The sequence below is a fragment of the Pseudomonas wadenswilerensis genome (genome assembly GCF_024749185.1).
Lineage (GTDB): Bacteria > Pseudomonadota > Gammaproteobacteria > Pseudomonadales > Pseudomonadaceae > Aquipseudomonas > Aquipseudomonas wadenswilerensis.
On sequence record NZ_CP087191.1, the window covers coordinates 3,629,461 to 3,650,607 of the forward strand.

Below are 21,147 nucleotides of genomic sequence, written 5' to 3' on the forward strand. Positions count from 1 at the left end.
TCAAACCGCCTCGGCGGCGCGCTGGTACTGGCTGGCCGGGTACGGCAGGCCGAGGTGGTCGCGCAAAGTGCTGCCCTGGTACTCGTGGCGGAACACGCCGCGTTTTTGCAGCAGCGGCACCACTGCGTCGACAAACACCTCGACGCCGGAGGGGAACATGTCCGGCATGATGTTGAAGCCGTCGGCGGCACCGGCGCGGAACCAGTGCTCGAGGGTGTCGGCGACCTGTTCCGGGGTGCCGACGATCAGCCGGTGGCCGACCAGGATGCGCCGCGACAGCTCACGAATGGTCAGGTTCTCGCGCCGCGCCAGGTTCAGTTGGGCTTCGAGAAAACCGTGGGAGCCGCGCTCGAATTCCGCCACCGGGCCGATCCGCTCCCAGGGCAACGGCGCGTCCAGCTCCAGCTCGCTGACCGCCAGCCCCACCCGCGCCGCCACCTGATGGATCAGCCCTGCTTCGCCGTACCAGGCGTTGAGCTCGTCGAAGCGCGCCTGGGCCTCGGCCTCGCTGCTGCCGATCACCGTCGACAGCCCCGGCATGATTTTCAGGTGCTCGGGGTTGCGCCCCCACTGGCGGGCGCGCTGCTTCATTTCCTGGTAGAAGGCCTGACCGTCGACCAGGGTGGTCTGGGTGGTGAAGATCGCATCGGCATAGCGCGAGCCGAGGGCTTTGCCGCCTTCGGAGGAACCGGCCTGGACCAGCACTGGCCGGCCCTGGGGCGAGCGCGGCAGGTTCAGCGGGCCCTTGACCGAGAAATGCTCGCCGACAAAGTCGATGGCGTGGACCTTGGCCGGGTCGGCAAAGCGCCCACGGCGGGCATCGCCGATCACCGCGTCATCTTCCCAGCTGTCCCACAATTTAAGGGTGACGTCGATGAACTCATCGGCGCGGGCATAACGGTCGACATGCCGCGGCACCCCGGCCAGGCCGAAATTCTGCGCCGCGGCATCACCGGCATTGGTGACCACGTTCCAGGCCGCACGGCCGCGGCTGATATGGTCCAGCGAACTGAAGCGCCGGGCCAGGTTATAGGGGTCGTTGTAGCTGCTCGACGCGGTGGCGATCACGCCGATATGACGGGTGGCCAGGGCCACGGCGGTGAGCAGCACGGTCGGCTCCAGGCGCCCGGCCGGGTGCTGGCCAATATCGCCGAACAGCGCCGGGCCGTCGGCGAGGAAGATCGCATCGAGCTTGCCGCGTTCGGCGATGCGCGCGATGTTGCTGTAGTACTCGGGGTCCAGGTAGGCATTGGCCGGCACCTCGGCCTGGCGCCAGGCGCCGGCGTGGGCGCCGAAGCCGAGGATGTTCATGCCGATGCTCATGTGTTTGGCGGGCTGACTCATGGCAACTCCTTATGTGGGGATCAGACCGCGCTGGCTTCGTCGCGGGCGGCGTTGTCCTGGGCGTGCAACTGGCGCCAGGCGGCGCCGGGGCTGACGCCATTCAGGTAGTAATTACCCAGGGCCCGTTCGCGGTAGATCGCCGGGTTGTGCGATGCCAGGGTGCGGGCGTTGCGCCAGTGCCGGTCGAGGCGCCGGGCCTGGCTGGTGGCCGAGGCGCCGCCGACTTCAAACAGCAAGGTGGTGGCTTCTAGCGCCTGCTCCAGCACCACCTGCTGGGCCTGGTAGGTGCGGATATCGGCCTCGACGTAGTGCGCTTCGCCGACCGTGCCGTCGAGCTCGGCTTCATGCACGGTTTGCAGCACCTGGGCGACATCCAGCACCAGGGCCTGGGCGGCATAGGCCAGGCTCGACAGGCGGCCGATCACCCGCTGCACCAGCGGGTCGTCCTGGGGGCTGGACTGGCCGGGCACGCCAAAGGCGCGGGTGCGGCCCTGGACGAAGGCGACGGCATCGCGCTGCACGGCGCGGGCAATCCCGGCCAGGGTCGCCAGGTGGAACAACTGGTAGAACGCCGACAGGTAGGATTCGGCGCGCAGCTCACCAGGCTTGAAGCGACGCAGCACCTGCTCCGGCGGCACCGCCACATCGGCGAAACGGGTGGTGCCGCTGCCGCTCAGGCGCTGGCCGAAACCGTCCCAGTCGTCTTCCAGGCTGACGCCGGGAGCCGTGGTGGACACCACCACGCTGACATAGTCCTCGTCGAGCATGGCCACCGCCGCCACCCAGTCGGCGTAAATGGCGCCGGTGCAGTAGTACTTCTCGCCCTGCAGCAACCAGCCGGCCTCTGGTGCCTGCGGGTCGGCGGCAGTGAGCCGCACCGAGTTGCCGGTGGTGTCGGTGCGTTCGGCCATGGCCGCGCCCCACAACTGCCCCGCCGCTACCTTGGCCAGCCAGTAACGCTGGGAAGCGGCATCGCCGCTGGACAGCCGGCCTTCGACAAAGCCGAAGTGCGCGCGAAAGATCTGCGGCAGGTTGGAGTCGGCTGCGGCCAGATCGATCAGCAGGCGAAACAGCACCGGCAAGCTGACCTGCGCGCCGTTCAATGCCTGGGGCACGCGCAAGGCGCCGAAGCCCGCGTCGCGCAGCCAGCTCACCGGCTCATGGGCCAGCTCGCGTTGCTGTTCGCGGTCAACCGCGCCTTCGGCAATGCGGGCAAACAGGGGGCAAAACGCACCTGCAGTTGGGCATAGTCCTGGCCTGCGTCGTTCGCGGCCAGGGGTGTTGGCAGATCATGGGCACTCATGGCTGGTCCTTGAAAATCGGGTTCATACGCTTTTGCTGCGTGGGTCGACCCAGTGGTTGATCAGGTCGACGAGAAAGTTGACGACCACGTAAATCGCCGCCGCCAGCAGGGTGATACCCAGCAGCAACGGCATGTCCTTGGTCACGGCGGCGTCGAGCATCAACCGGCCGATGCCCTGGCGAGCGAACAGCATTTCGATGATCACCGCGCCGCCCAGCAGGCTGGCGAAGACGAAGCCGGACAGCGTCACCAGCGGCACCAGGGCATGGCGCAAGGCGTGCTTGAGGCGCACGCCGGTCTCGGACATGCCGCGGGCGCGGGCCATGGCGATAAAAGGCTGTTCGAGGATGTCTTCCAGCTCCTGGCGCAGCACCTGGGTCAGCACTGCGGCAATCGGCAAGGCCAGGGCCAGGCTCGGCAAAATCAATGCTTGCCAGCTGTTGGAACCGGACGGCGGCAGCAGGTGCCAGCCGAACGAGAACAGCAGCAACAGCACAATGCCGATCACGAACGACGGCGCCGACGACAGCACCAGCTCGCTGCCGGACACCAGCGAGCGCACCCAGCGCGGACGGTTGGCCGTCAGCACTGCGCAGGTCACCGCGAGGATGATCGACAGCGCGGCGGCGGCCAGCGACAACTGCACCGTGGCGCCCAACTGGCTGCCGATCACCTGCAGCACCGGGATGCGCAGGCGGTAGGACTCGCCCAGATCCCCCTGGGCCAGGCGCGCCAGGTACTGGCCGTATTGCACCCACAGCGGCTGGTCGAGGCCGTATTCGACGCGCACCTGGGCGATCAGCTCGGCGCTGGGCATGGCATCGGGGCCGCCAAGAATCGCCAGGGCCGGGTCGCCGGCACTGAGGTTGATGGCCAGGAAGGTCAGGGTCGCCGCGCCCCAGAGCACGCCGATGCCGGCCAGCAGACGCCAGGCCAATCGTTGCAAGCTAGTCATTTGCCCTCCGGGTCGAGCCAGACGCTGGTGAACAACGGGGTGTTGTGCGAGGTGTCGAAAATCAGCCCCTTGACCTGCTTGCGGTAGGCCAGCAGCACATGGCTTTCGAACACCGGCACCGCCGGGATGGTTTGCGCCAGGCGCTCCTGGGCGATCCGGTAGAGGCCGCTCAGCTCAAGCGGGTCGGTGGTCTGGCGGGCGGCGCTGAGCACCCGGTCGAGTTCGGCATCGCGAAAGCGCCCGGCATTCTGGCCGATCAGCTTGGCGGTGCTGATCGCCTGGCTGTGGTAGAGGATGTACAGGCCGTCGGGGGTGTTGGTGTGCCAGTAGCCGCCACCGATCACCTGGAAGTCACTGGCGTAACGGCGCTGGGTGACCTGGGCCAGGGGTAGCAGGTCGATGTCGATCTGCAGGCCGATCTTCTTCAGGTCGGCCTGGATGGCCACGGCGATACTGCTTGGGTAGGCCGCGGTTTCGTAGGTCAGCAAGTGCGCGGCCAGACGCTGGCCGTTCTTCACCCGATACCCCTGGGCGTCGCGCTCGCTCCAGCCGGCCTGGTCGAGAATGCGGTTGGCCTCGGCCACGTCATAGGCCAGCACGTCCTTGAACGCCGGGTCGTAGTAGCGGGTGTTGGCGGCGAGAAAATCACCCTTGGCCAGGTACTCGCCAAAGCCGGTGATCCAGGCCAGGCCGTCACGGTCGATGGCCTTGGCCACGGCGCGGCGCACCTGCACATCGTCGAAGGGAAAGCGCTCGACGTTGAAGGTCAGGCTGCGAAACGGGTTGGCCTTGCGGATGCGGCTGCGCATCTGCAAGTCCGGGTTGTCGCGAATGGCCCGGGCGTTCTGGGTCGGTGCGTCGACGGTGAAATCCGACTGGCCGGCTTCCAGAGTACTGAAGCGGATCATCGGTTCGGGAACGATGCTCAGCTCAAGGCGGTCGAGGTAGGCCTCGCCCTGGTGCCGGGTCACCGCAGGCGCCCAGTTGTAGCCTTTGCGCTTGACGAAGTTGGCGCCCTGGTCGCGGGTGTAGCTTTCCAGCACGAAGGGCCCGGAGCCGATCGGGTGTTCGGCGATGGTCTTCGGTGCTTCGAGGATCTGCCGGGGCGAGATCATGCTCAGCCAGGATTGCGCCAGCACATCGAGGAACGGCGAATAGGCTTCGCGCAGGTGCGCTTCGAAGGTGTACTCATCGACGATGCGCCCATCCACGTAGGGGGCGATATAAGCGGCGGCCAGCGGCGACTTGGTTGCCGGGTCGCGCATGTGTTCGAGGTTGACCTGCAGGGCGCGGGCGTTGAATATCTCGCCATCGCTGAAGGTCACGTCATCGCGCAGATGAAAGGTGTAGGTCTTGCCGTCGTCGGAGATCTCCCAGGACTTGGCCAGCCACGGCGAGATATTGCCCTGCTCGTCCTGGTACAGCAGGCAGTCGAACAGAATGCGCCCCAGCCACTGCACATTGCCGTGGGAAATCGAATGCACGTCCAGCGTCGTGGTGTCGGATGCCGTCGACACCCGCAGGGTGCCACCGGGCTTGCCTGGGGCGGCCTCGTAATAGTCTTGCGCGGCATAGCTCAGGGTGCCGTTGTGCAGCGTGCCGTCGATGCCGCTGCTGCCCTGCCCCGGCGACTGCTCCACCGGCTTGCAGGCGCCCAGGGCCAGCAGCGCGCCAAGCACGGCAGGCGCGCCCAGCCTTGCGATTACTCTCATGCGGTTCTCCTGCAGGTGCCGCGCGAACGGCACCCGCCCCTGGCTCAGAAGTTGTAGGCAATCCCGGTGTAGGCGCCGAAGCCGTCACCCGGGTACAGCGATGCGGTGTCCTGGCCCTTGGCGTCGTAACTGGGCACCAGGGCGGTGACGTAGTCCTTGTCGGTGAGGTTTTTCAGGTCCAGGTACACCTGCCAGGTCTTGTTCGGCGCGTCGTACCCCAGGCGTGCACCCCACAGGGTGTAGGACGGGGCGTAGAAGCTGTTGGCGTAGTCCACCGCCGTGCTCGACGCCGAGCGCACGTTGACCCCGGCGTAGAAGCCGTTGGCGTACTGGTAGAACAGCTCGCCCTGGTAGATGTGCTTGGGCAGGCCCGGCAGCTCGTTCTTGGCGAACAGCGGGTCGTTGCGGTAGTGGAAGTCGTTGAGGGTGTAGGCCTGGCGCCAGCTCAGCACATCGCCGTTATCGCGCTGCCAGAGCTTGGTGGTCAGGCCCGCCTCGATGCCCTGGTGGATGGTCGGGCTGGCGTTGGCGGTCGAGACCACGGCGGCCGAAGTGTTGGTGGCCGGGAGAATTTCGACGTTGAGCAGCTCGTCCTTGATCCAGGATTTGTACAGGGTCAGGCTGCCGTCGAAGATCTCCGAGCGCCCGCGAATCCCCAGTTCGACGGTGTTGGCGCTTTGTGGCACCAGGGTCTTGGCGAAGTTGGTGGTCACCCCCGAGCCGGAACTGGACCAGGAGCTGGGCGGGTCGATCGAGCGGCTGACGTTGCCGAATACCTGCACGTCCGGGGTCAGGTAGTAGCGCAGGCCGACCCGTGGCGCCAGTTTCCATTCCTGGTAGCGGTAGTGGCTGGGGATGCCGCTGGTGTTGGGCCGGTCGCTGAAATTGACATCGACGTTGCGCTTGACCTCGATGGCCGACAGGCCCGTGGACAGGTACAGGTTGTCGGTCAGGCCGAGGTCGTTGCCCAGCGAGAACACATGGTCGAACGAGCCGTCGTACTCGACCTGCTTCTGCAACCTGCCCAGGTCCTTGTCACCGCTGTAGGTGCGCACCCCGGAGCGGATGTGCTGGGTGCTGCTCCAGCCGACGCTGGTGGTGCTCGGCAGGCCGAACAGCTGGTCGCTGCGGGTGTACTTGAGCGAGTAGTTGATGTCGCGCCAGTCCCAGTAGTTGGGGTTGACCGTGCTCTTCTTGCTGAGGATCTGCGGGTAGTTGTGATAGACCAGCCCGGCCACCAGGGTCGAGTCGTCGTCGAAGGTGTAGGTGGTCTTGCTGCCGACCCAGGTCGAGCCTTCCTTGGTCGAGTCGCCACGGGTGGCGCGGGTGCTGGGGTTGGTTTGCGAGGAGTTCTTCTTCAATTGTGCCAGGGTCAGCGCCCCGGAGTTTTCGTGGTATTCCTCGCGGTAGCGGATGTACAGGCGGGTTTCCAGTTTCGGGTTGAAGCGATAGCCGAAGTTGGTGACCACGCCCTTGGCCTTGGTGAAGGTGAAGTCCTGGTAACCGTCGCGCTTGGAGTTGTCGACGCTGATGAAGTAGTCGGCATTGCCGGCCACGCCACCGGTGCTGAGGGTCTGCTTCTGCCAGCCGAAGCTGCCGCCCTCGACCTTGATGCGGTTGCCCGGTGCGGTCAGCCCGGAGTTGGTGACGAAGTTGATCGCCCCGCCCAGGGACAAGGCGCCGTACTCGAAGGCGTTGGCGCCGCGCAGCACTTCGGTGTAGCTCAGGCCCTGGGTGTCGAGCAGCTCATAAGGCGTGCCGCCGGCGCCGGTCAGGGCCAGGCCGTCGAACAGAAACTTGGTGCCTTCGCGAAAATAGCCCGGCGAGGTGTTGGCGCCCGAGCCACGGATGGAAATCTTGATTGCATCGTTACCGCCGGCGGCCTGGGCATACACCCCCGGTTGATAGGCCAGGGTGTCTTCCAGGGTGGCCGACCGGCCCTTCTCCACCTCGGCCTGCTGGACCAGCCCGGTACCGCCGGGGATCTCGTCCAGTTGCGCCTGCGCCGCTTGCACCGGGGTGGCTTTGGCCGCCTGGACGGTGACCGTCTCCAGACGTTTTTCAGTCTGTGTGGCGTCCTCGGCCTGGGCCAGCGGCGCCAGGCTCAACAGGGCGGCGCCAACGCTGGCAAGCTTCCAGTCCTTGCCTACTACTTTGGTCGAAGAATTCAATATTACGGATGTTGCCCGAGGCACGAAATTCAAGGTCTTGCTCCCCACCTGATTAAAAAATAGGCGAGTTTCTATTGGTATAGTCAATCTCGAAGGGAGCTGTTGCAGCGACCGTGCCAACCGGCAAAACCCTTGTATTACCTGTGTTTGAGCGGTTACGACGGTTTAAACAATTGTTCGAATTTCGAGTATCTGTCCAACTGCTGTTGCCTGGCGAACAGTTGATCATGGCCGGGCCCTTGATAGATCCCGTCGATAGACCTATCAACAAGGTCGATTAGTCCCACATTCCGTACGGGAATACACTAGCGCGCATACGTCCGCTCAAAACCCTGCAGCAGACAGGGACCTGCGACACACCGTGCTTTTACCCCAGCCAACTGCGCTTGCGACGCCTTGTTGCCGGGCATGCCTATGCCCGCAGCTTTGTGCAGCCGATAAGAATGAGGAGATACCCATGGGACTTGGCAGACGACAGTTCTTCAAGCTGTGTACCGCCGGCGTCGCCACCGCCACCTGCGCGAGCCTGGGCTTTGCCCCGGGCGTGGCCCAGGCGACCCAGTCGCGCCAGTACAAGCTGCTGCGCGCCAAGGAAACCCGCAACAACTGCACCTATTGCTCGGTCGGTTGCGGGATTCTCATGTACAGCCTCGGCGACGGCGCCAAGAACGCCAAGGCGCGGATCTTCCATATCGAAGGCGACCCCGATCACCCGGTCAGCCGCGGCTCGCTGTGCCCCAAAGGCGCCGGCCTGGTCGACTACGTGCACAGTGAACAGCGCCTGCTCTACCCCGAGTACCGCGCGCCGGGCTCGGACAAATGGCAGCGCATCAGCTGGGACCACGCCATCGAGCGCATCGCCCGGCTGATGAAGGACGACCGCGACGCCAACTTCATCGAGAAGAACGCCAAGGGCACCACGGTCAACCGCTGGCTCAGTACCGGCATGCTCTGCTCGTCGGCGGCCAGCAGCGAAACCGGCTCACTGGACCAGCGCTTTACCCGCGCCCTGGGCATTCTCGGCACCGACAGCCAGGCCCGGGTCTGCCACGCACCGACCGTTGCCGCGCTGGCGCCGACCTTCGGCCGTGGTGCGATGACCAACAACTGGGTCGATATCAAGAACGCCAACGTCGTGCTGATCATGGGCGGCAACCCGGCCGAGGCGCACCCGGTGGGCTTCAAATGGGTGATCGAGGCGAAAATCCGCAACGGCGCCAAGGTCATCGTCGTCGACCCGCGCTTCAACCGCAGCGCCGCGGTGGCCGACATCTACTCGCCGATCCGCGCCGGCTCCGACGTGACCTTCCTGATGGGCGTGGTCAACTACCTGATCAGCCACGACAAGATCCAGCACGAATACGTACGCCACTACACCAACGCCAGCCTCATCGTGCGCGAGGACTACCACTTCGACGACGGTCTGTTCAGTGGCTATGACGCCAAGAAGCGCAACTACGACCGCAGCTCCTGGACCTACGAGCTCGACAGCAAGGGCTACGCCAAGCGCGACCTGACCCTGCAGCACCCGCGCTGCGTGTGGAACCTGCTCAAGGCCCACGTCAGCCGCTACACCCCGGACATGGTGACTAACGTCTGCGGCACGCCCAAGGACGACTTCCTGCAGATCTGCGCGATCCTTGGCGAAACCAGCGCCCCGGACAAGACCGCGACCTTCCTCTACGCCCTGGGCTGGACCCACCACACCAACGGCGCGCAGATGATCCGTGGCTCGGGCATGATCCAGCTGCTTTTGGGCAACATCGGCATGGCCGGTGGCGGGGTCAACGCCCTGCGCGGCCACTCCAACATCCAGGGCTACACCGACCTGGGCCTGTTGTCGCTGCGCCTGCCCGGCTACATGAACCTGCCGTCCGACGAGCAGACCACGCTGGCCACCTACCTCAAGCAGACGACGCCGACGGCGCTGCTGGAGGACCAGGTCAACTACTACAAGCACACGCCGAAATTCTTCATCAGCCTGATGAAAAGCCTCTGGGGCGACAAGGCCACCAAGGACAACGACTGGGGCTTCGACTGGTTGCCCAAGTGGGACGACAGCTACGACGTGCTCAATTACAGCAACCGCATGTACGAGGGCAAGGTCAACGGCTACATCGCCCAGGGCTTCAACCCGGTGGCGGCGTTCCCCGACAAGAACAAGGCCCAGGCGGCGCTGGCCAAGCTCAAGTTCCTGGTGATCATCGACCCGCTGGCCACCGAGACCTCGAGCTTCTGGCAGAACCACGGCGAACAGCATGACGTCGATACCGCGTCGATCCAGACCGAAGTGTTCCGCCTGCCCTCCTCGTGCTTTGCCGAAGAAGACGGCTCGATCGTCAACTCCGGGCGCTGGCTGCAATGGCACTGGGCGGGCGCGGCGCCACCGGGTGAAGCCTGGCATGACGGCAAGATCCTCGGCCACCTGTTCCTGAAGATCCGCGAGCTGTACGAAAAGGAAGGCGGCGCCAACCCGGCACCGATCCTCAACATGGCCTGGGACTACGCCGACCCGCTGGACCCCAAGCCGGAAGAAGTGGCCAAGGAGTCCAACGGCCGCGCCCTCGCCGATCTGCACGACGAGCAAGGCAACCTGATCCTGCGCAAGGGCCAGTTGCTCAATGACTTCTCGCAGCTGCGCGACGACGGCACGACCCAGTGCTTCAACTGGATCTTCGCCGGCTCCTGGACCGAACAAGGCAACCAGATGGCCCGTCGCGACAACGCCGACAGCGGCCTGGGTTGCACCCCGGGCTGGGCCTGGGCCTGGCCGCAGAACCGGCGCATCCTTTACAACCGCGCCTCGGCCGACCCGCAGGGCAAGCCGTGGGACCCGAAACGCAAGCTGATCGGCTGGGACGGCGTGCGCTGGAGCGGCGTCGACGTGCCGGACTTCGCCGTCACCGCCGCCCCCGGTGGCAAGGTCAACCCGTTCATCATGCTGCCTGAAGGCCTGGGCCGGCTGTTCTCGGCCGGCGCCATGAACGACGGGCCGTTCCCCGAGCACTACGAACCCACCGAAAGCCCGCTGGCGAGCAACCCGCTGCACCCGAACGTGACCTACAGCCCGACCGCGCGGCTGTATGAAAGCGACCGCCAACGCATGGGCAAGCGCGAAGAGTTCCCCTACGTGGCGACCACTTACTCGATTACCGAGTTGTTCCGTCACTGGACCAAGCACGCGCGGCTGAACGCCATCGTCCAGCCCGAGCAGTTCATCGAGATCGGCGAGAAGCTGGCTGCCGACAAGGGCATCGTTCAGGGCGACCTGGTCAAGGTCAGCACCAAGCGTGGCTACATCAAGGCCAAGGCGGTGGTGACCAAGCGCATCCGCCGCCTGGCGGTCGACGGCCAGGATGTCGACACCATCGGCATTCCCTGCCACTGGGGTTACGAGGGCAGCACGCGCAAGGGCTTCCTGGCCAACACCCTGACCCCGGGCATTGGCGAGTCGAACACCCATACGCCGGAGTACAAGGCGTTTCTCGTGAACATTGAAAAGGTCTGAGGGCGAAAACCATGTCCATGCAATCCCAAGACATCGTCCGCCGCTCAGCCACCAACGTGCTGACCCCGGCGCCGCACACCCGCGATCACCAGGCCGAAGTGGCCAAGCTGATCGACGTGAGCATCTGCATCGGCTGCAAGGCCTGCCAGGTGGCATGCAACGAATGGAACGACCTGCGCGATGAGGTCGGCCACAACGTTGGCGTGTACGACAACCCGGCCGACCTGTCGGCCGAAACCTGGACGCTGATGCGCTTCGATGAAGTCGAAGACGAAAGCGGCAAGCTCGAATGGCTGATCCGCAAGGACGGCTGCATGCACTGCGCCGACCCCGGCTGCCTGAAAGCCTGCCCGCAGCCGGGGGCGATCATCCAGTACGCCAACGGCATCGTCGATTTTCAGTCCGAGCACTGCATCGGCTGCGGCTACTGTATCGCCGGCTGCCCGTTTGATGTGCCGCGCATCAGCCAGAAAGACAACAAGGCCTACAAGTGCACGCTGTGCGTCGATCGCGTGTCGGTCGGCCAGGAGCCGGCCTGCGTCAAGACTTGCCCGACCGGAGCGATCAACTTCGGCAGCAAACAGGACATGCTGCACCAGGCCAGCGAGCGGGTCACCGAGCTGCAGGGTCGCGGCTTTGCCGGCGCCGGCATCTATGACCCGCAGGGCGTCGGCGGCACCCACGTGGTCTACGTGCTGCAGCATGCCGACAAGCCGCAGCTGTACCACAAGCTGCCCACCGACCCGCGCATCAGCAACGCCATCCAGGGCTGGAAAGGCTGGATGAAACCGGTGGCTGCGGCGGCGTTCTTCGCCACCCTGGCCGGCACCCTGTTCCACTACATCGGCGTCGGCCCCAACGAAGTCGACGAACAGGACCAGAAGATCGAAGAGGATACCCACGCATGAACAAGGACAAACTGATCCTGCGCACGCGCTTCATCGAGCGCGCCAGCCACTGGTTCATGGTGATCTGCTTCTTCGCCGTGGCGCTGTCGGGGCTGTCGTGGTTTTTCCCGTCGCTCAACGGCCTCAACGCGGTATTCGGCACCCCGCAGCTGGCGCGCATCCTCCACCCGTTCTTCGGCGTGGTGGTGTTCCTGCTGCTGATGTTCCTGTTCGTGCGCTTCGTGCGCTACAACCTGCCGGAACGCGAAGACCTGCAGTGGTTCAAGAACGTCAAGCAGGTGCTCGCCGGCAAGCATGAACCGGCGCTGAACATCGGCAAGTACAACGCCGGGCAGAAGATCCTGTTCTGGGGAATCATGGGCCTGATCAGCCTGCTGCTGCTCAGTGGCGTGGTGATCTGGCGGCCGTACTTCGCCCCGCTGTTCAGCATCCCGACCATCCGCATCGGCCTGCTGGTGCATGCACTCGCCGGCATCAGCCTGATTCTGCTGATCATCGGCCACGCGTACCTGGCGTTCTGGGTCAAGGGCTCGATCCGCGGCATGGTCACCGGCTACGTCAGCCGCAGCTGGGCCAAGACCCACCACGACCGCTGGTACCGTCAGCTGAACAACAAGCAGGGCAAGGCCGGGAGCGATAAATGAACAGCATCCAGATGACCCCGGTGCAGACGCCCAGCGGTGGCGTCAACGAGATCGTCGCAGTGCTGCTGCCGTCGCTCAAGGAACGTTACCGCAAACGCGCGGCGCGCCTGCGGCAACTGGCCGACGAACATGCCATGGGCGATTACCTGGGCTTTTGTGCCGGCATCGCCGAAGCTCAGCAACACCTGCTTGAAACGATGCCGCTGCCTGAGGCGCTGGCGTCCGGACTGGCGGCGCGCCTGGCCGCTGGCCGGGCGCCGCTGGCGAGCACAGAGTACCCACGCGACGCTTACTGGCAGCAGTTGCTCGGCGCTTTGATCGATACACTCTACCGCGACGCCAATCCGACGGTTCGCAGTACCCTGGAGACCTTGCGCGGCTACTCGGCGGCGCAACTGGAAGACCTTGCCAGCGCCTTGCTCGCCGGTGACTACGACCAGGTCGACAGCGGCCAGGCGCTGTTCCTCTGGGCCGCGCTGTCGCTGTACTTCACCCAGCTGGCCAATGCCCTGCCGGCCTCGGCCAAGGCCGCCCTGGGCGAGCAGCGCCAGCATTGCCCGGTATGCGCCAGCGCGCCGGTGGCCAGCGTGATCATGACTGGCGCCCAGGCCGGGCTGCGTTACCTGCATTGCAGCCTGTGCGAAAGCCGCTGGCACATGGTTCGGGTAAAATGCAGCAACTGCGAAGCCACCGGCGCCCTGGACTACTGGTCCCTGGAGCGTCAGGATGCCGCGATCAAGGCCGAGAGCTGCAACGACTGTCACAGCTACCTGAAAGTGCTGTACCCGGAAAAGGACCGCGACCAGGAAGTACTGGCCGATGACCTGGCCTCCCTGGCGCTGGACGCCGAAGTGGAGCGCGAAGGGTATGGGCGCAGTGGTGTCAGCCCGTTTCTGTTTCCTGGCTGATACAGCAATCGCCGGCAAGGCCGGCTCCCACAGGTGCAGTGTGCACCTTGGCATTGTGGGAGCCGGCCTTGCCGGCGATGGGCTGCACCGCAGCCCGCTCACAAGCACCACCCCACCAAGAGACTCCCAATGGGCATCAAGAAATCTTCCGCCGAACTCAAGCGCGACCTTAAAACCGTCGCCAGCAACCTGGAACGCACCGCCGGTGAAATCAGCAAACTGGCCGAGCGCATCGACGGCGTCGATGTGGTTGCCGTGCTGCACCTGATGAACCGCCTGTACAAAGACTCGGACAAGCTCAAGGCCTACGCCGACGAAATCAAGGTCGGGCGCATCGTGCGCGGCAAGGCCGAGTAATCAGGCGCCGACGACCGGCGAGCAAAACCACACAGGGGTCTTACACTTCAACTCAGAGCCTGCAACACGTACCGAGGAGCGCCTGCGATGAACCGCTGTGACGTCCTGATTATCGGCGCCGGCCCCACCGGGCTGGTGCTGGCGCTATGGCTGAGCAAGCTTGGCATCAAGGTGCGGATCATCGACAAGACCGCCGCCCCCGGCACCACCTCCCGGGCGCTGGCGATACAGGCACGGACCCTGGAGCTGTACCGCCAGCTGGACTTGACCGAGGCTATTATCGGGCAGGGTCACCAGGTGCCGGCGGCCAACCTTTGGGTCAAGGGCAAAACCGCCGCGCGGTTGCCGTTCAGTGCCATTGGCGCCGGCTTTACCCCCTACCCGTTCCTGCACATCTACCCCCAGGATCAACATGAACAGCTGTTGATCGAGCGTCTGCAACACTTCGGCGTGGACGTCGAACGGCACACCGAACTGCTCGGTTTCAGCCAGGACAGCGGCGGTGTCACCGCCCGGCTACGGCTGGCCGATGGCCTGGAAGAGGTCTGTGAAGCGGACTACCTGGCCGGTTGCGACGGCGCCCGTTCGACGGTGCGCAAGGTCCTGGGCATCGGCTTTCCCGGCGGCACCTATGAGCAGGTGTTCTATGTTGCCGATGTCGACGGCGCAGGTCCTGCGTTTAATGGCGAGCTGCATGTGGACCTGGACGAAGCAGACTTTCTCGCCGTGTTCCCGCTGGCCGGCAGTGGCCGCGCACGATTGATCGGCACGGTGCGCGACGAACGCGCCGAGCACCCGCAGAACCTGCGCTTCGAAGATGTCAGCCAGCGGGCCATGGAGCACCTGAAGGTCGAGATAAAGCAGGTCAACTGGTTCTCCACTTACCGGGTGCACCACCGGGTGGCCGAGCAATTTGGCCGCGAACGTGCCTTCCTGCTGGGTGATGCCGCCCATGTGCACAGCCCGGCCGGTGGCCAGGGCATGAACACCGGCATTGGCGATGCCATCAACCTGGCCTGGAAACTGGCTGCCGTGTTGCAAGGCCAAGCCACTGACACCCTGCTCGACACCTATGAAATCGAGCGCAGCGCCTTCGCCCAGCGGTTGGTCTCGACCACCGACCAGGTGTTCAACTTCATCACTGCCGACGGCCGCCTGGCCGCCCTGCTGCGCACCCGTCTGGCGCCGATGCTGCTGCCACGGGTGGCGGCGCTCAAGTCAGCACGGGAGTTCCTGTTCCGCACTGTCTCGCAAATCACCCTGAACTACCGCGACATGCCCTTGAGTGTCGGCAGCGCCGGCCAGGTGCATGGCGGCGAGCGCCTGCCCTGGGTCAGCGATGGCAAGCACGACAACTTTGCCGGGCTGGCGCGTCTGTGCTGGCAGGTACAGGTCTATGGCGCTGCCAGCGGCAGCCTGGTGGCCTGGTGTGCCGAGCGCGGCATGCCGCTGGAAGTGTTCGAATGGCATGAGGCGCATGAAGCGGCCGGGTTGCAGCAAGATGGCGTGTACCTGTTGCGGCCGGACAGCTATGTGGCGCTGGCCCAGGTCGATGCCGGGCCGGAGGTGCTGGAAGATTACTTCAGTGCACGCGGGTTGCGCGGATACTAGCGTTGTTGTGCGAGAATGCGCGCTGGTCTCGCGTCTCTATCTGCTAAGGAATGGCATCATCAGAACCCTCACCTCTTTGCTCCTGGCCTCGACCTTGTTCCTGGCCAGTTGCGGCACCTTTGTCGCGCGCGGCTCCAACAGCTACAGCAGCGGCGCCGACTACTACAAAGGCACCCAGGCCAATGTCCAGTTGCTGACCATGATCGGCGCCAGTGGCTACGACGGTTACTCAACGATGTTCTGCTGGGTGACCATCGTCTGCCCGGTGTTTGCCATTGCCACCCTGCCGGTGGACATGGTGGTCGACACCGCCCTGCTACCCCATGATGCGATGAACTGAAATGCCACAACTCGAATACTTCCGCGTGGCGTTTCTGAACATCTATATCAATGACTTCAGCATTTATATCGGCGCGCCGCTCATGTTGCTGACGGTGTTCGACTGGATGCCCAAAAGCGTTGCCGCGACCTACATGCTGGTGATTTTCGGCCTGTGCTTTCTGAGTTTTCCGCTGGCGATGCTGGTGCGCTGCCCGCTGTGCAACGCGGCGATGCTGCACCTGTACAAGGACGAGCCGGGGACTGCGCTGTCACGCCGGGTCGGCTTTAGCGAAGTGCGCGGGTTGAAGAAGGTACGTTGCCTGAAGTGCGACGGGCTGATGAAGATTCGCGATTGATCGCGGGGCAAGCCCGCTCCCACAGGCTTTGCGCAGTCCGTGTGGGAGCTGGCTTGCCGGCGATGGGCTGCAAAGCAGCCCCCCTCGTCACGCCACCTCGGCCCGGGCAAACCGGTAGGTAGTCACCCCGCACAACAGCAACCCCGCCAGGGCCAGCGATCCGCCGACAAAACCGATATTACCCAGGCCCATGTGCACGCTGACCAGGCTGCCGATCAACGCCCCGGCGCCAATGCCGATGTTGTAGATGCCGGAGAACATGGCCATGGCCACGTCAGTGGCATCCGAGGCGAGGATCAGCACCCTGGACTGCAGCGCCAGGCTGAAGCACATGATCGCAACACCCCAGAACACGCTCAAGGTGCCCAGCAGGCTGAAGTCGCCAGACAACGGCAGCAACAGCAGCAGACAAGTCGCCAGCATGGCGATCGCACCGAGCAGAAAGCCCTGCGGGAAGCGCTCGCTGTAGCGGCTGAACAGCACCGACCCAAACACCCCGGCACCGCCGAACAGCAACAGCAGCACGGTGGTCAGCTCACCGCCGATCTGCGCCACATTCAGGGCAAACGGCTCGATGTAGCTGTAGGCGGTGAACTGCGCGGCAATCACCAGCGCCACCAGCACATACACGGTCACCAGCGCCGGGCGCTTGAACAGCACCGGCACGCTGCGCAGCGAGCCGGAGTTCTGGCTCGGCAGCAGCGGCAGGGATTTGACCAGGCACAGCAAGGTCGCCAGGGCCACCCCGGCAATCGCCAGGAAAGTGGTACGCCAGCCCAGGGCCTCGCCGACCACCCGCCCCAGCGGAATGCCCATGACCATCGCCAGGGTGGTGCCGGTAGCCAGCAGGCCCAAAGCCTTGGCCTGTTGCCCCGGCGGCGCCACGCGCACCGCCAGCGAGGCGGTAATGGCCCAGAACACCGCATGGGCCAGGGCAATGCCGATACGGCTGAGCAGCAGCATGCCGAAGCTCTGCGCCACCCCCGAGAGCAAATGGCTGAGGATGAACAGGGCAAAGACGATGATCAGCAACTTGCGCCGCTCGATGTTGCGCGTCAGCAGCATCATCGGCAACGAGGCCAGGGCCACCACCCAGGCGTAGATGGTCAGCATCAGGCCAACCTGGGCGGTCGACATGTCGAAACTGCGGCCGATGTCGCTGAGCAGCGCCACCGGGACGAATTCGGTGGTGTTGAAAATGAAGGCCGCCAAGGCCAGGGCGATGACACTCAGCCAACTGCCGGTTCGCGCATCCACGGATGTATTCATGAGTAAAGCCTTGCTCCGAGTCGTTTGCGGTTGCCGGGAACGAAAACGCGCCCAGCGCCAGACACTCACGCCGGTCGGGCCTGAGTGAAGCGTGTGCGCTGAGGAATGAGTTATAAGTATGCGGGGTATCGCTTGCTGGCAAGGATAGTACGTCAGCACCGATGCTGTCACAACCGCGCAGGCGTGGAGTACCATGACCCGATTCGTTCATGGAAGATTCCCCGCTATGTCTGCCCCCTCCCCCGCTTTGGCCAATATCCTCGACAATGACAGCCTGATCGCTGCCCTCGACCAGGGCCTGGAGCCCTCCTACCTGTACTTCTGGGGCCACCGGCAAAAGGTCGAGGGCAAGCCGGACAAAAGCTGCTTTAGCCAGTGGTTCGAGGCCGGGTTCAAGCAGCAGGGCATCCACTACCCCAGCGCCGAGCACTACATGATGGCCGGCAAGGCGCGGCTGTTCGACGACCAGGTCACCCTGGAGAAAATCCTCGCCGCGCGCACGCCCGCTGACGCCAAGAAGCTCGGCCGCGAAGTCGCCGGGTACGATGACGCCGCCTGGGTGGCCGAGCGCTCGGCCATCGTCGAACAGGCCAACCTGCTCAAGTTCGAACAGAACCCGGGGCTGCGCACGTTTTTGCTGTCCACCGCTGGCCAGGTGCTGGTCGAGGCCAGCCCGGTGGACCGCATCTGGGGCATCGGCCTGGACGCCAAGGCGCCGCAAGCGGCTGACCCACGCCAGTGGCAAGGCCTGAACCTGCTCGGCTATGCGTTGATGCGCGTGCGCGAGCGCCTGGCCGGCTGAGGCCCCGGCGCAGGATTTTTCTGCGCTGCTACACTTTATTCGCGCAGATGGAGGATTCCCTCATGTCCGATAAAGAGATCACCACAGCCCTTAACCTGATCAACCAGCGCCAGGCCCGGCTCGCTTCGGCGTGCAAGGAGATTGCCGACTGGATCGACCGCCAGGGCGATGTGCCGGTGGCCGGCAAGATCCGCGACACCCTCAAGGCCGTCGAAGCCGACGATCAGCTGGTCAGAAAAACCCTCACCTCGCTGAGCGTTGAACGCCCACTGCCCCGGTTCCGCTAGCCCACAGAGGCTGGCGGCGGGTGGTAGGCGCACTTCAGGTTGATCCTTCAAGACCCTGGGTCGCCGGTACCAGGCGCCGTTCTTCGCCTTCGATTTTCCGCAGCTTCTGGCACCTTCCGGTGACTGGCCGTCAATGAATATCCTTTACGACGAAAACGTCGATGGTGCCCTGCCCGCAGTCGACAAGCAGGCGCTGCTGCAGGCCTTGCAGCTACAACTGCCGGATCTCGATGTCCTCCACGCCGAGGAAGACCTCAAGCCCTACGAATGCGATGGCCTTTCGGCCTACCGCACCACGCCGATGCTGGTGGTACTGCCGCATACCCTCGAACAGGTCCAGGGCATCCTCAAGCTGTGTTTTGCCCGCAAGGTGCCGGTGGTCGCGCGCGGTGCCGGCACCGGCCTGTCGGGCGGCGCCTTGCCGCTGGAGAAAGGCGTGCTGCTGGTGATGGCGCGCTTCAACAAGATCCTCGCCATCGACCCGGTCGCCCGCACGGCACGGGTGCAGCCTGGGGTGCGCAACCTGGCGATTTCCCAGGCCGCCGCGCCCTTTGACCTGTACTACGCGCCCGATCCGTCGTCGCAGATTGCCTGTTCGATCGGTGGCAACGTTGCCGAGAATGCCGGCGGCGTGCACTGCCTGAAGTACGGCCTGACCGTGCACAACCTGCTCAAGGTCGAGATCCTCACCGTCGAAGGCGAATGCCTGACCCTCGGCGCCGACAGCCTCGATGCCCCGGGCTTCGACCTGCTGGCGCTGTTCACCGGCTCCGAAGGCATGCTCGGGATCATCACCGAAGTGACGGTCAAGCTGCTGCCCAAGCCGCAGGTGGCCAAGGTGCTGCTGGCGGCCTTCGACTCGGTGGCTAAGGCCGGCCGAGCGGTCGGCGATATCATCGCGGCCGGGATCATTCCCGGTGGCCTGGAGATGATGGACAACCTGGCCATCCGCGCCGCCGAAGACTTCATTCATGCTGGCTACCCGGTGGAGGCCGAGGCGATCCTGCTGTGCGAACTGGACGGCGTCGAAGCCGATGTGCACGACGACTGCGACCGGGTTCGCGCCCTGCTCGAGCAGGCCGGCGCCAGCGAAGTGCGCCAGGCCCGGGATGAAGTGGAGCGGGTGAAGTTCTGGGCCGGGCGCAAGAACGCCTTCCCGGCGGTCGGGCGGATTTCTGCCGATTACTACTGCATGGACGGCACCATCCCGCGCCGCGAGCTGCCCCATGTGCTGCAGCGCATCGCTGCGCTGTCGCACAAGTACGCGCTGCGGGTGGCCAACGTTTTTCATGCCGGCGACGGCAACATGCACCCGCTGATCCTCTTCGACGCCAACCAGCCGGGCGAGCTGGCGCGGGCCGAAGCCTTTGGCGGCGAAATCCTCGAACTGTGCGTGAGCGTCGGCGGCAGCATCACCGGCGAACATGGCGTGGGCCGCGAGAAGATCAACCAGATGTGCGCGCAGTTCAGCAGCGACGAGCTGACCCTGTTCCACGCGGTCAAGGCAGCCTTCGACCCCCATGGCCTGCTCAACCCCGGCAAGAACATCCCCACCCTGCAGCGCTGCGCCGAGTTTGGCGCCATGCATGTGCACGCCGGGCAACTGCCCTTCCCCGACCTGGAGCGCTTCTGATGCTTGCGCACAACAATGATGCCAGCCAGGCGCTGCTGGAGCAGGTCAACCAGGCCCGCGCCGAAGGCACGCCGTTGCAGATTCGCGGCGGCGCCAGCAAGGCCTTTCTCGGCCGGCAGGTCGCCGGCGTTGCGCTCGATACCCGTGAACACCGCGGCATCGTCAACTACGACCCGACCGAGCTGGTGATTACCGCCCGTGCCGGTACGCCCCTGCACGAGCTGTCGGCTGCGCTTGAGGCCGCCGGGCAGATGCTGCCCTGCGAGCCGCCACACAGCGACGACGGCGCCACCCTCGGCGGCATGGTTGCTGCCGGCCTGTCCGGGCCACGCCGGCCCTGGGCAGGCTCGGTGCGCGACTATGTGCTGGGTACCCGGGTGATCAGCGGCCTGGGCCTGCACCTGCGCTTTGGCGGCGAGGTGATGAAGAACGTCGCCGGTTACGACCTGTCGCGCTTGATGGCCGGCAGTTTCGGCTGCCTGGGGCTGATCAGCGAAGTGTCGCTGAAGGTGCTGCCCAAGCCGCGCAGCGAAGCGCACATCGCCCTGCACATCGACCCGCAACAGGCCCTGCTCAAGCTGGCGCAATGGGGCCAGCAACCGATCCCGATCAGCGCCGCCTGCCATGACGGCACGGTGTTGCGCCTGCGCCTCGAGGGCGGCGAAGGCTCGGTCAAGGCCGCCCGCGACCGGCTCGGTGGCGAGCGTTTCGAGGCCAGCTGGTGGCAAAACCTGAACAACCGTCGCCTGGCTTTTTTCGCCGACCCGCGCCCGCTGTGGCGTTTGTCGCTACCCAACAACAGCCCGGCGCTGGCGCTGCCTGGCGCGCAACTGCTGGACTGGGCCGGTGCCCAGCGCTGGCTCAAATCCGAGGCCCGGGCCGAGACCATTCGCGCCGCTGTCAGCCGCCTGGGCGGCCATGCCACTTGCTACAGCGCCAGCGACAGCCCGTTCCAGCCGCTGCCCGCAGCCTTGCTGCGCTATCACCAGCAACTCAAGCAGCGCCTCGACCCACAAGGGATCTTCAACCCCGGGCGGATGTACGCGGAGATCTGAGCC

The 21,147-nt window shown here is 65.0% G+C and carries 19 protein-coding genes; 12 read left to right on the forward strand and 7 right to left on the reverse strand.

Features of this window, described 5'->3' with window-relative positions:
• From LOY45_RS16635 to LOY45_RS16660, 6 genes are read right to left on the reverse strand one after another with little or no spacing between them, the layout of a single operon-like run.
• Nucleotides 1-1,344 carry an LLM class flavin-dependent oxidoreductase gene (locus LOY45_RS16635; RefSeq protein ID WP_258578040.1) on the reverse strand — a complete coding sequence of 448 codons (1,344 nt, stop codon included), beginning with the start codon at nt 1,342-1,344 and terminating at the stop codon, nt 1-3.
• Between the two features lie 20 nt (nt 1,345-1,364).
• Nucleotides 1,365-2,498, reverse strand: a complete 1,134-nt coding sequence (locus LOY45_RS16640; RefSeq protein ID WP_258578041.1) for an acyl-CoA dehydrogenase family protein — start codon at nt 2,496-2,498, stop codon at nt 1,365-1,367.
• Entirely contained in the window at nt 2,495-2,647 is a 153-nt protein-coding gene (locus tag LOY45_RS16645; protein WP_258578042.1) for a hypothetical protein, read from the reverse strand. Before LOY45_RS16645 ends, LOY45_RS16640 begins: the two co-directional genes overlap by 4 nt.
• Before the next feature lie 22 nt (nt 2,648-2,669).
• Nucleotides 2,670-3,602, reverse strand: a complete 933-nt coding sequence (locus tag LOY45_RS16650) for an ABC transporter permease (RefSeq protein WP_258578043.1) — start codon at nt 3,600-3,602, stop codon at nt 2,670-2,672.
• Complete coding sequence (locus LOY45_RS16655) at nt 3,599-5,314, reverse strand: ABC transporter substrate-binding protein (protein WP_258578044.1); 1,716 nt, start codon at nt 5,312-5,314, stop codon at nt 3,599-3,601. Before LOY45_RS16655 ends, LOY45_RS16650 begins: the two co-directional genes overlap by 4 nt.
• A 44-nt stretch (nt 5,315-5,358) precedes the next feature.
• Entirely contained in the window at nt 5,359-7,485 is a 2,127-nt protein-coding gene (locus LOY45_RS16660) for a TonB-dependent receptor family protein (RefSeq protein WP_240047859.1), read from the reverse strand.
• 457 nt (nt 7,486-7,942) lie between these two features.
• Here LOY45_RS16660 and fdnG point away from each other — a divergent pair, with 457 nt between their 5' ends.
• The 8 genes from fdnG to LOY45_RS16700 all read left to right on the forward strand — a co-directional run bounded on the left by fdnG (nt 7,943) and on the right by LOY45_RS16700 (nt 16,098).
• Entirely contained in the window at nt 7,943-10,993 is a 3,051-nt protein-coding gene (gene fdnG, locus LOY45_RS16665) for a formate dehydrogenase-N subunit alpha (RefSeq protein WP_115087547.1), read from the forward strand.
• 17 nt (nt 10,994-11,010) lie between these two features.
• Nucleotides 11,011-11,901, forward strand: coding sequence for a formate dehydrogenase subunit beta (fdxH, locus tag LOY45_RS16670; RefSeq protein ID WP_269467564.1), 891 nt, complete (start codon nt 11,011-11,013; stop codon nt 11,899-11,901).
• Entirely contained in the window at nt 11,898-12,545 is a 648-nt protein-coding gene (locus LOY45_RS16675; RefSeq protein WP_038995892.1) for a formate dehydrogenase subunit gamma, read from the forward strand. The genes fdxH and LOY45_RS16675 overlap by 4 nt, the downstream gene beginning before the upstream one ends.
• Nucleotides 12,542-13,453: a formate dehydrogenase accessory protein FdhE gene (gene fdhE / locus LOY45_RS16680; protein WP_258578045.1), complete on the forward strand. Its 912-nt coding sequence runs from the start codon at nt 12,542-12,544 to the stop codon at nt 13,451-13,453. The genes LOY45_RS16675 and fdhE overlap by 4 nt, the downstream gene beginning before the upstream one ends.
• Nucleotides 13,454-13,582: 129 nt before the next feature.
• Nucleotides 13,583-13,810 (forward strand): hypothetical protein, encoded by a 228-nt coding sequence (locus LOY45_RS16685; RefSeq protein WP_115087545.1) that lies wholly within the window; start codon nt 13,583-13,585, stop codon nt 13,808-13,810.
• An 87-nt stretch (nt 13,811-13,897) separates the two neighbouring features.
• A complete protein-coding gene (locus LOY45_RS16690) occupies nt 13,898-15,421 on the forward strand; it encodes an FAD-dependent oxidoreductase (RefSeq protein WP_258578046.1) in 1,524 nt (507 codons plus the stop codon).
• A gap of 76 nt (nt 15,422-15,497) precedes the next feature.
• Nucleotides 15,498-15,761, forward strand: coding sequence for a YceK/YidQ family lipoprotein (locus LOY45_RS16695; protein WP_233673755.1), 264 nt, complete (start codon nt 15,498-15,500; stop codon nt 15,759-15,761).
• 1 nt (nt 15,762) lies between these two features.
• Nucleotides 15,763-16,098 carry a hypothetical protein gene (locus LOY45_RS16700; protein ID WP_115087543.1) on the forward strand — a complete coding sequence of 112 codons (336 nt, stop codon included), beginning with the start codon at nt 15,763-15,765 and terminating at the stop codon, nt 16,096-16,098.
• An 87-nt stretch (nt 16,099-16,185) separates the two neighbouring features.
• Here LOY45_RS16700 and LOY45_RS16705 read toward each other — a convergent pair whose 3' ends face one another.
• On the reverse strand, nt 16,186-17,367 hold the full coding sequence (locus LOY45_RS16705) for a sugar transporter (protein WP_258578047.1): 1,182 nt from the start codon (nt 17,365-17,367) through the stop codon (nt 16,186-16,188).
• A gap of 226 nt (nt 17,368-17,593) precedes the next feature.
• On the opposite strand from LOY45_RS16705, the gene LOY45_RS16710 reads away from it, so the two are divergent.
• The 4 genes from LOY45_RS16710 to glcE all read left to right on the forward strand — a co-directional run bounded on the left by LOY45_RS16710 (nt 17,594) and on the right by glcE (nt 21,144).
• Nucleotides 17,594-18,169: an NADAR family protein gene (locus LOY45_RS16710; RefSeq protein ID WP_233673756.1), complete on the forward strand. Its 576-nt coding sequence runs from the start codon at nt 17,594-17,596 to the stop codon at nt 18,167-18,169.
• Between the two features lie 62 nt (nt 18,170-18,231).
• Complete coding sequence (locus LOY45_RS16715) at nt 18,232-18,456, forward strand: hypothetical protein (RefSeq protein ID WP_010222367.1); 225 nt, start codon at nt 18,232-18,234, stop codon at nt 18,454-18,456.
• 133 nt (nt 18,457-18,589) lie between these two features.
• Nucleotides 18,590-20,089: a glycolate oxidase subunit GlcD gene (gene glcD / locus LOY45_RS16720; RefSeq protein ID WP_115087540.1), complete on the forward strand. Its 1,500-nt coding sequence runs from the start codon at nt 18,590-18,592 to the stop codon at nt 20,087-20,089.
• Complete coding sequence (gene glcE, locus LOY45_RS16725; protein WP_115087539.1) at nt 20,089-21,144, forward strand: glycolate oxidase subunit GlcE; 1,056 nt, start codon at nt 20,089-20,091, stop codon at nt 21,142-21,144. The genes glcD and glcE overlap by 1 nt, the downstream gene beginning before the upstream one ends.
• Nucleotides 21,145-21,147: the final 3 nt, after the last annotated feature.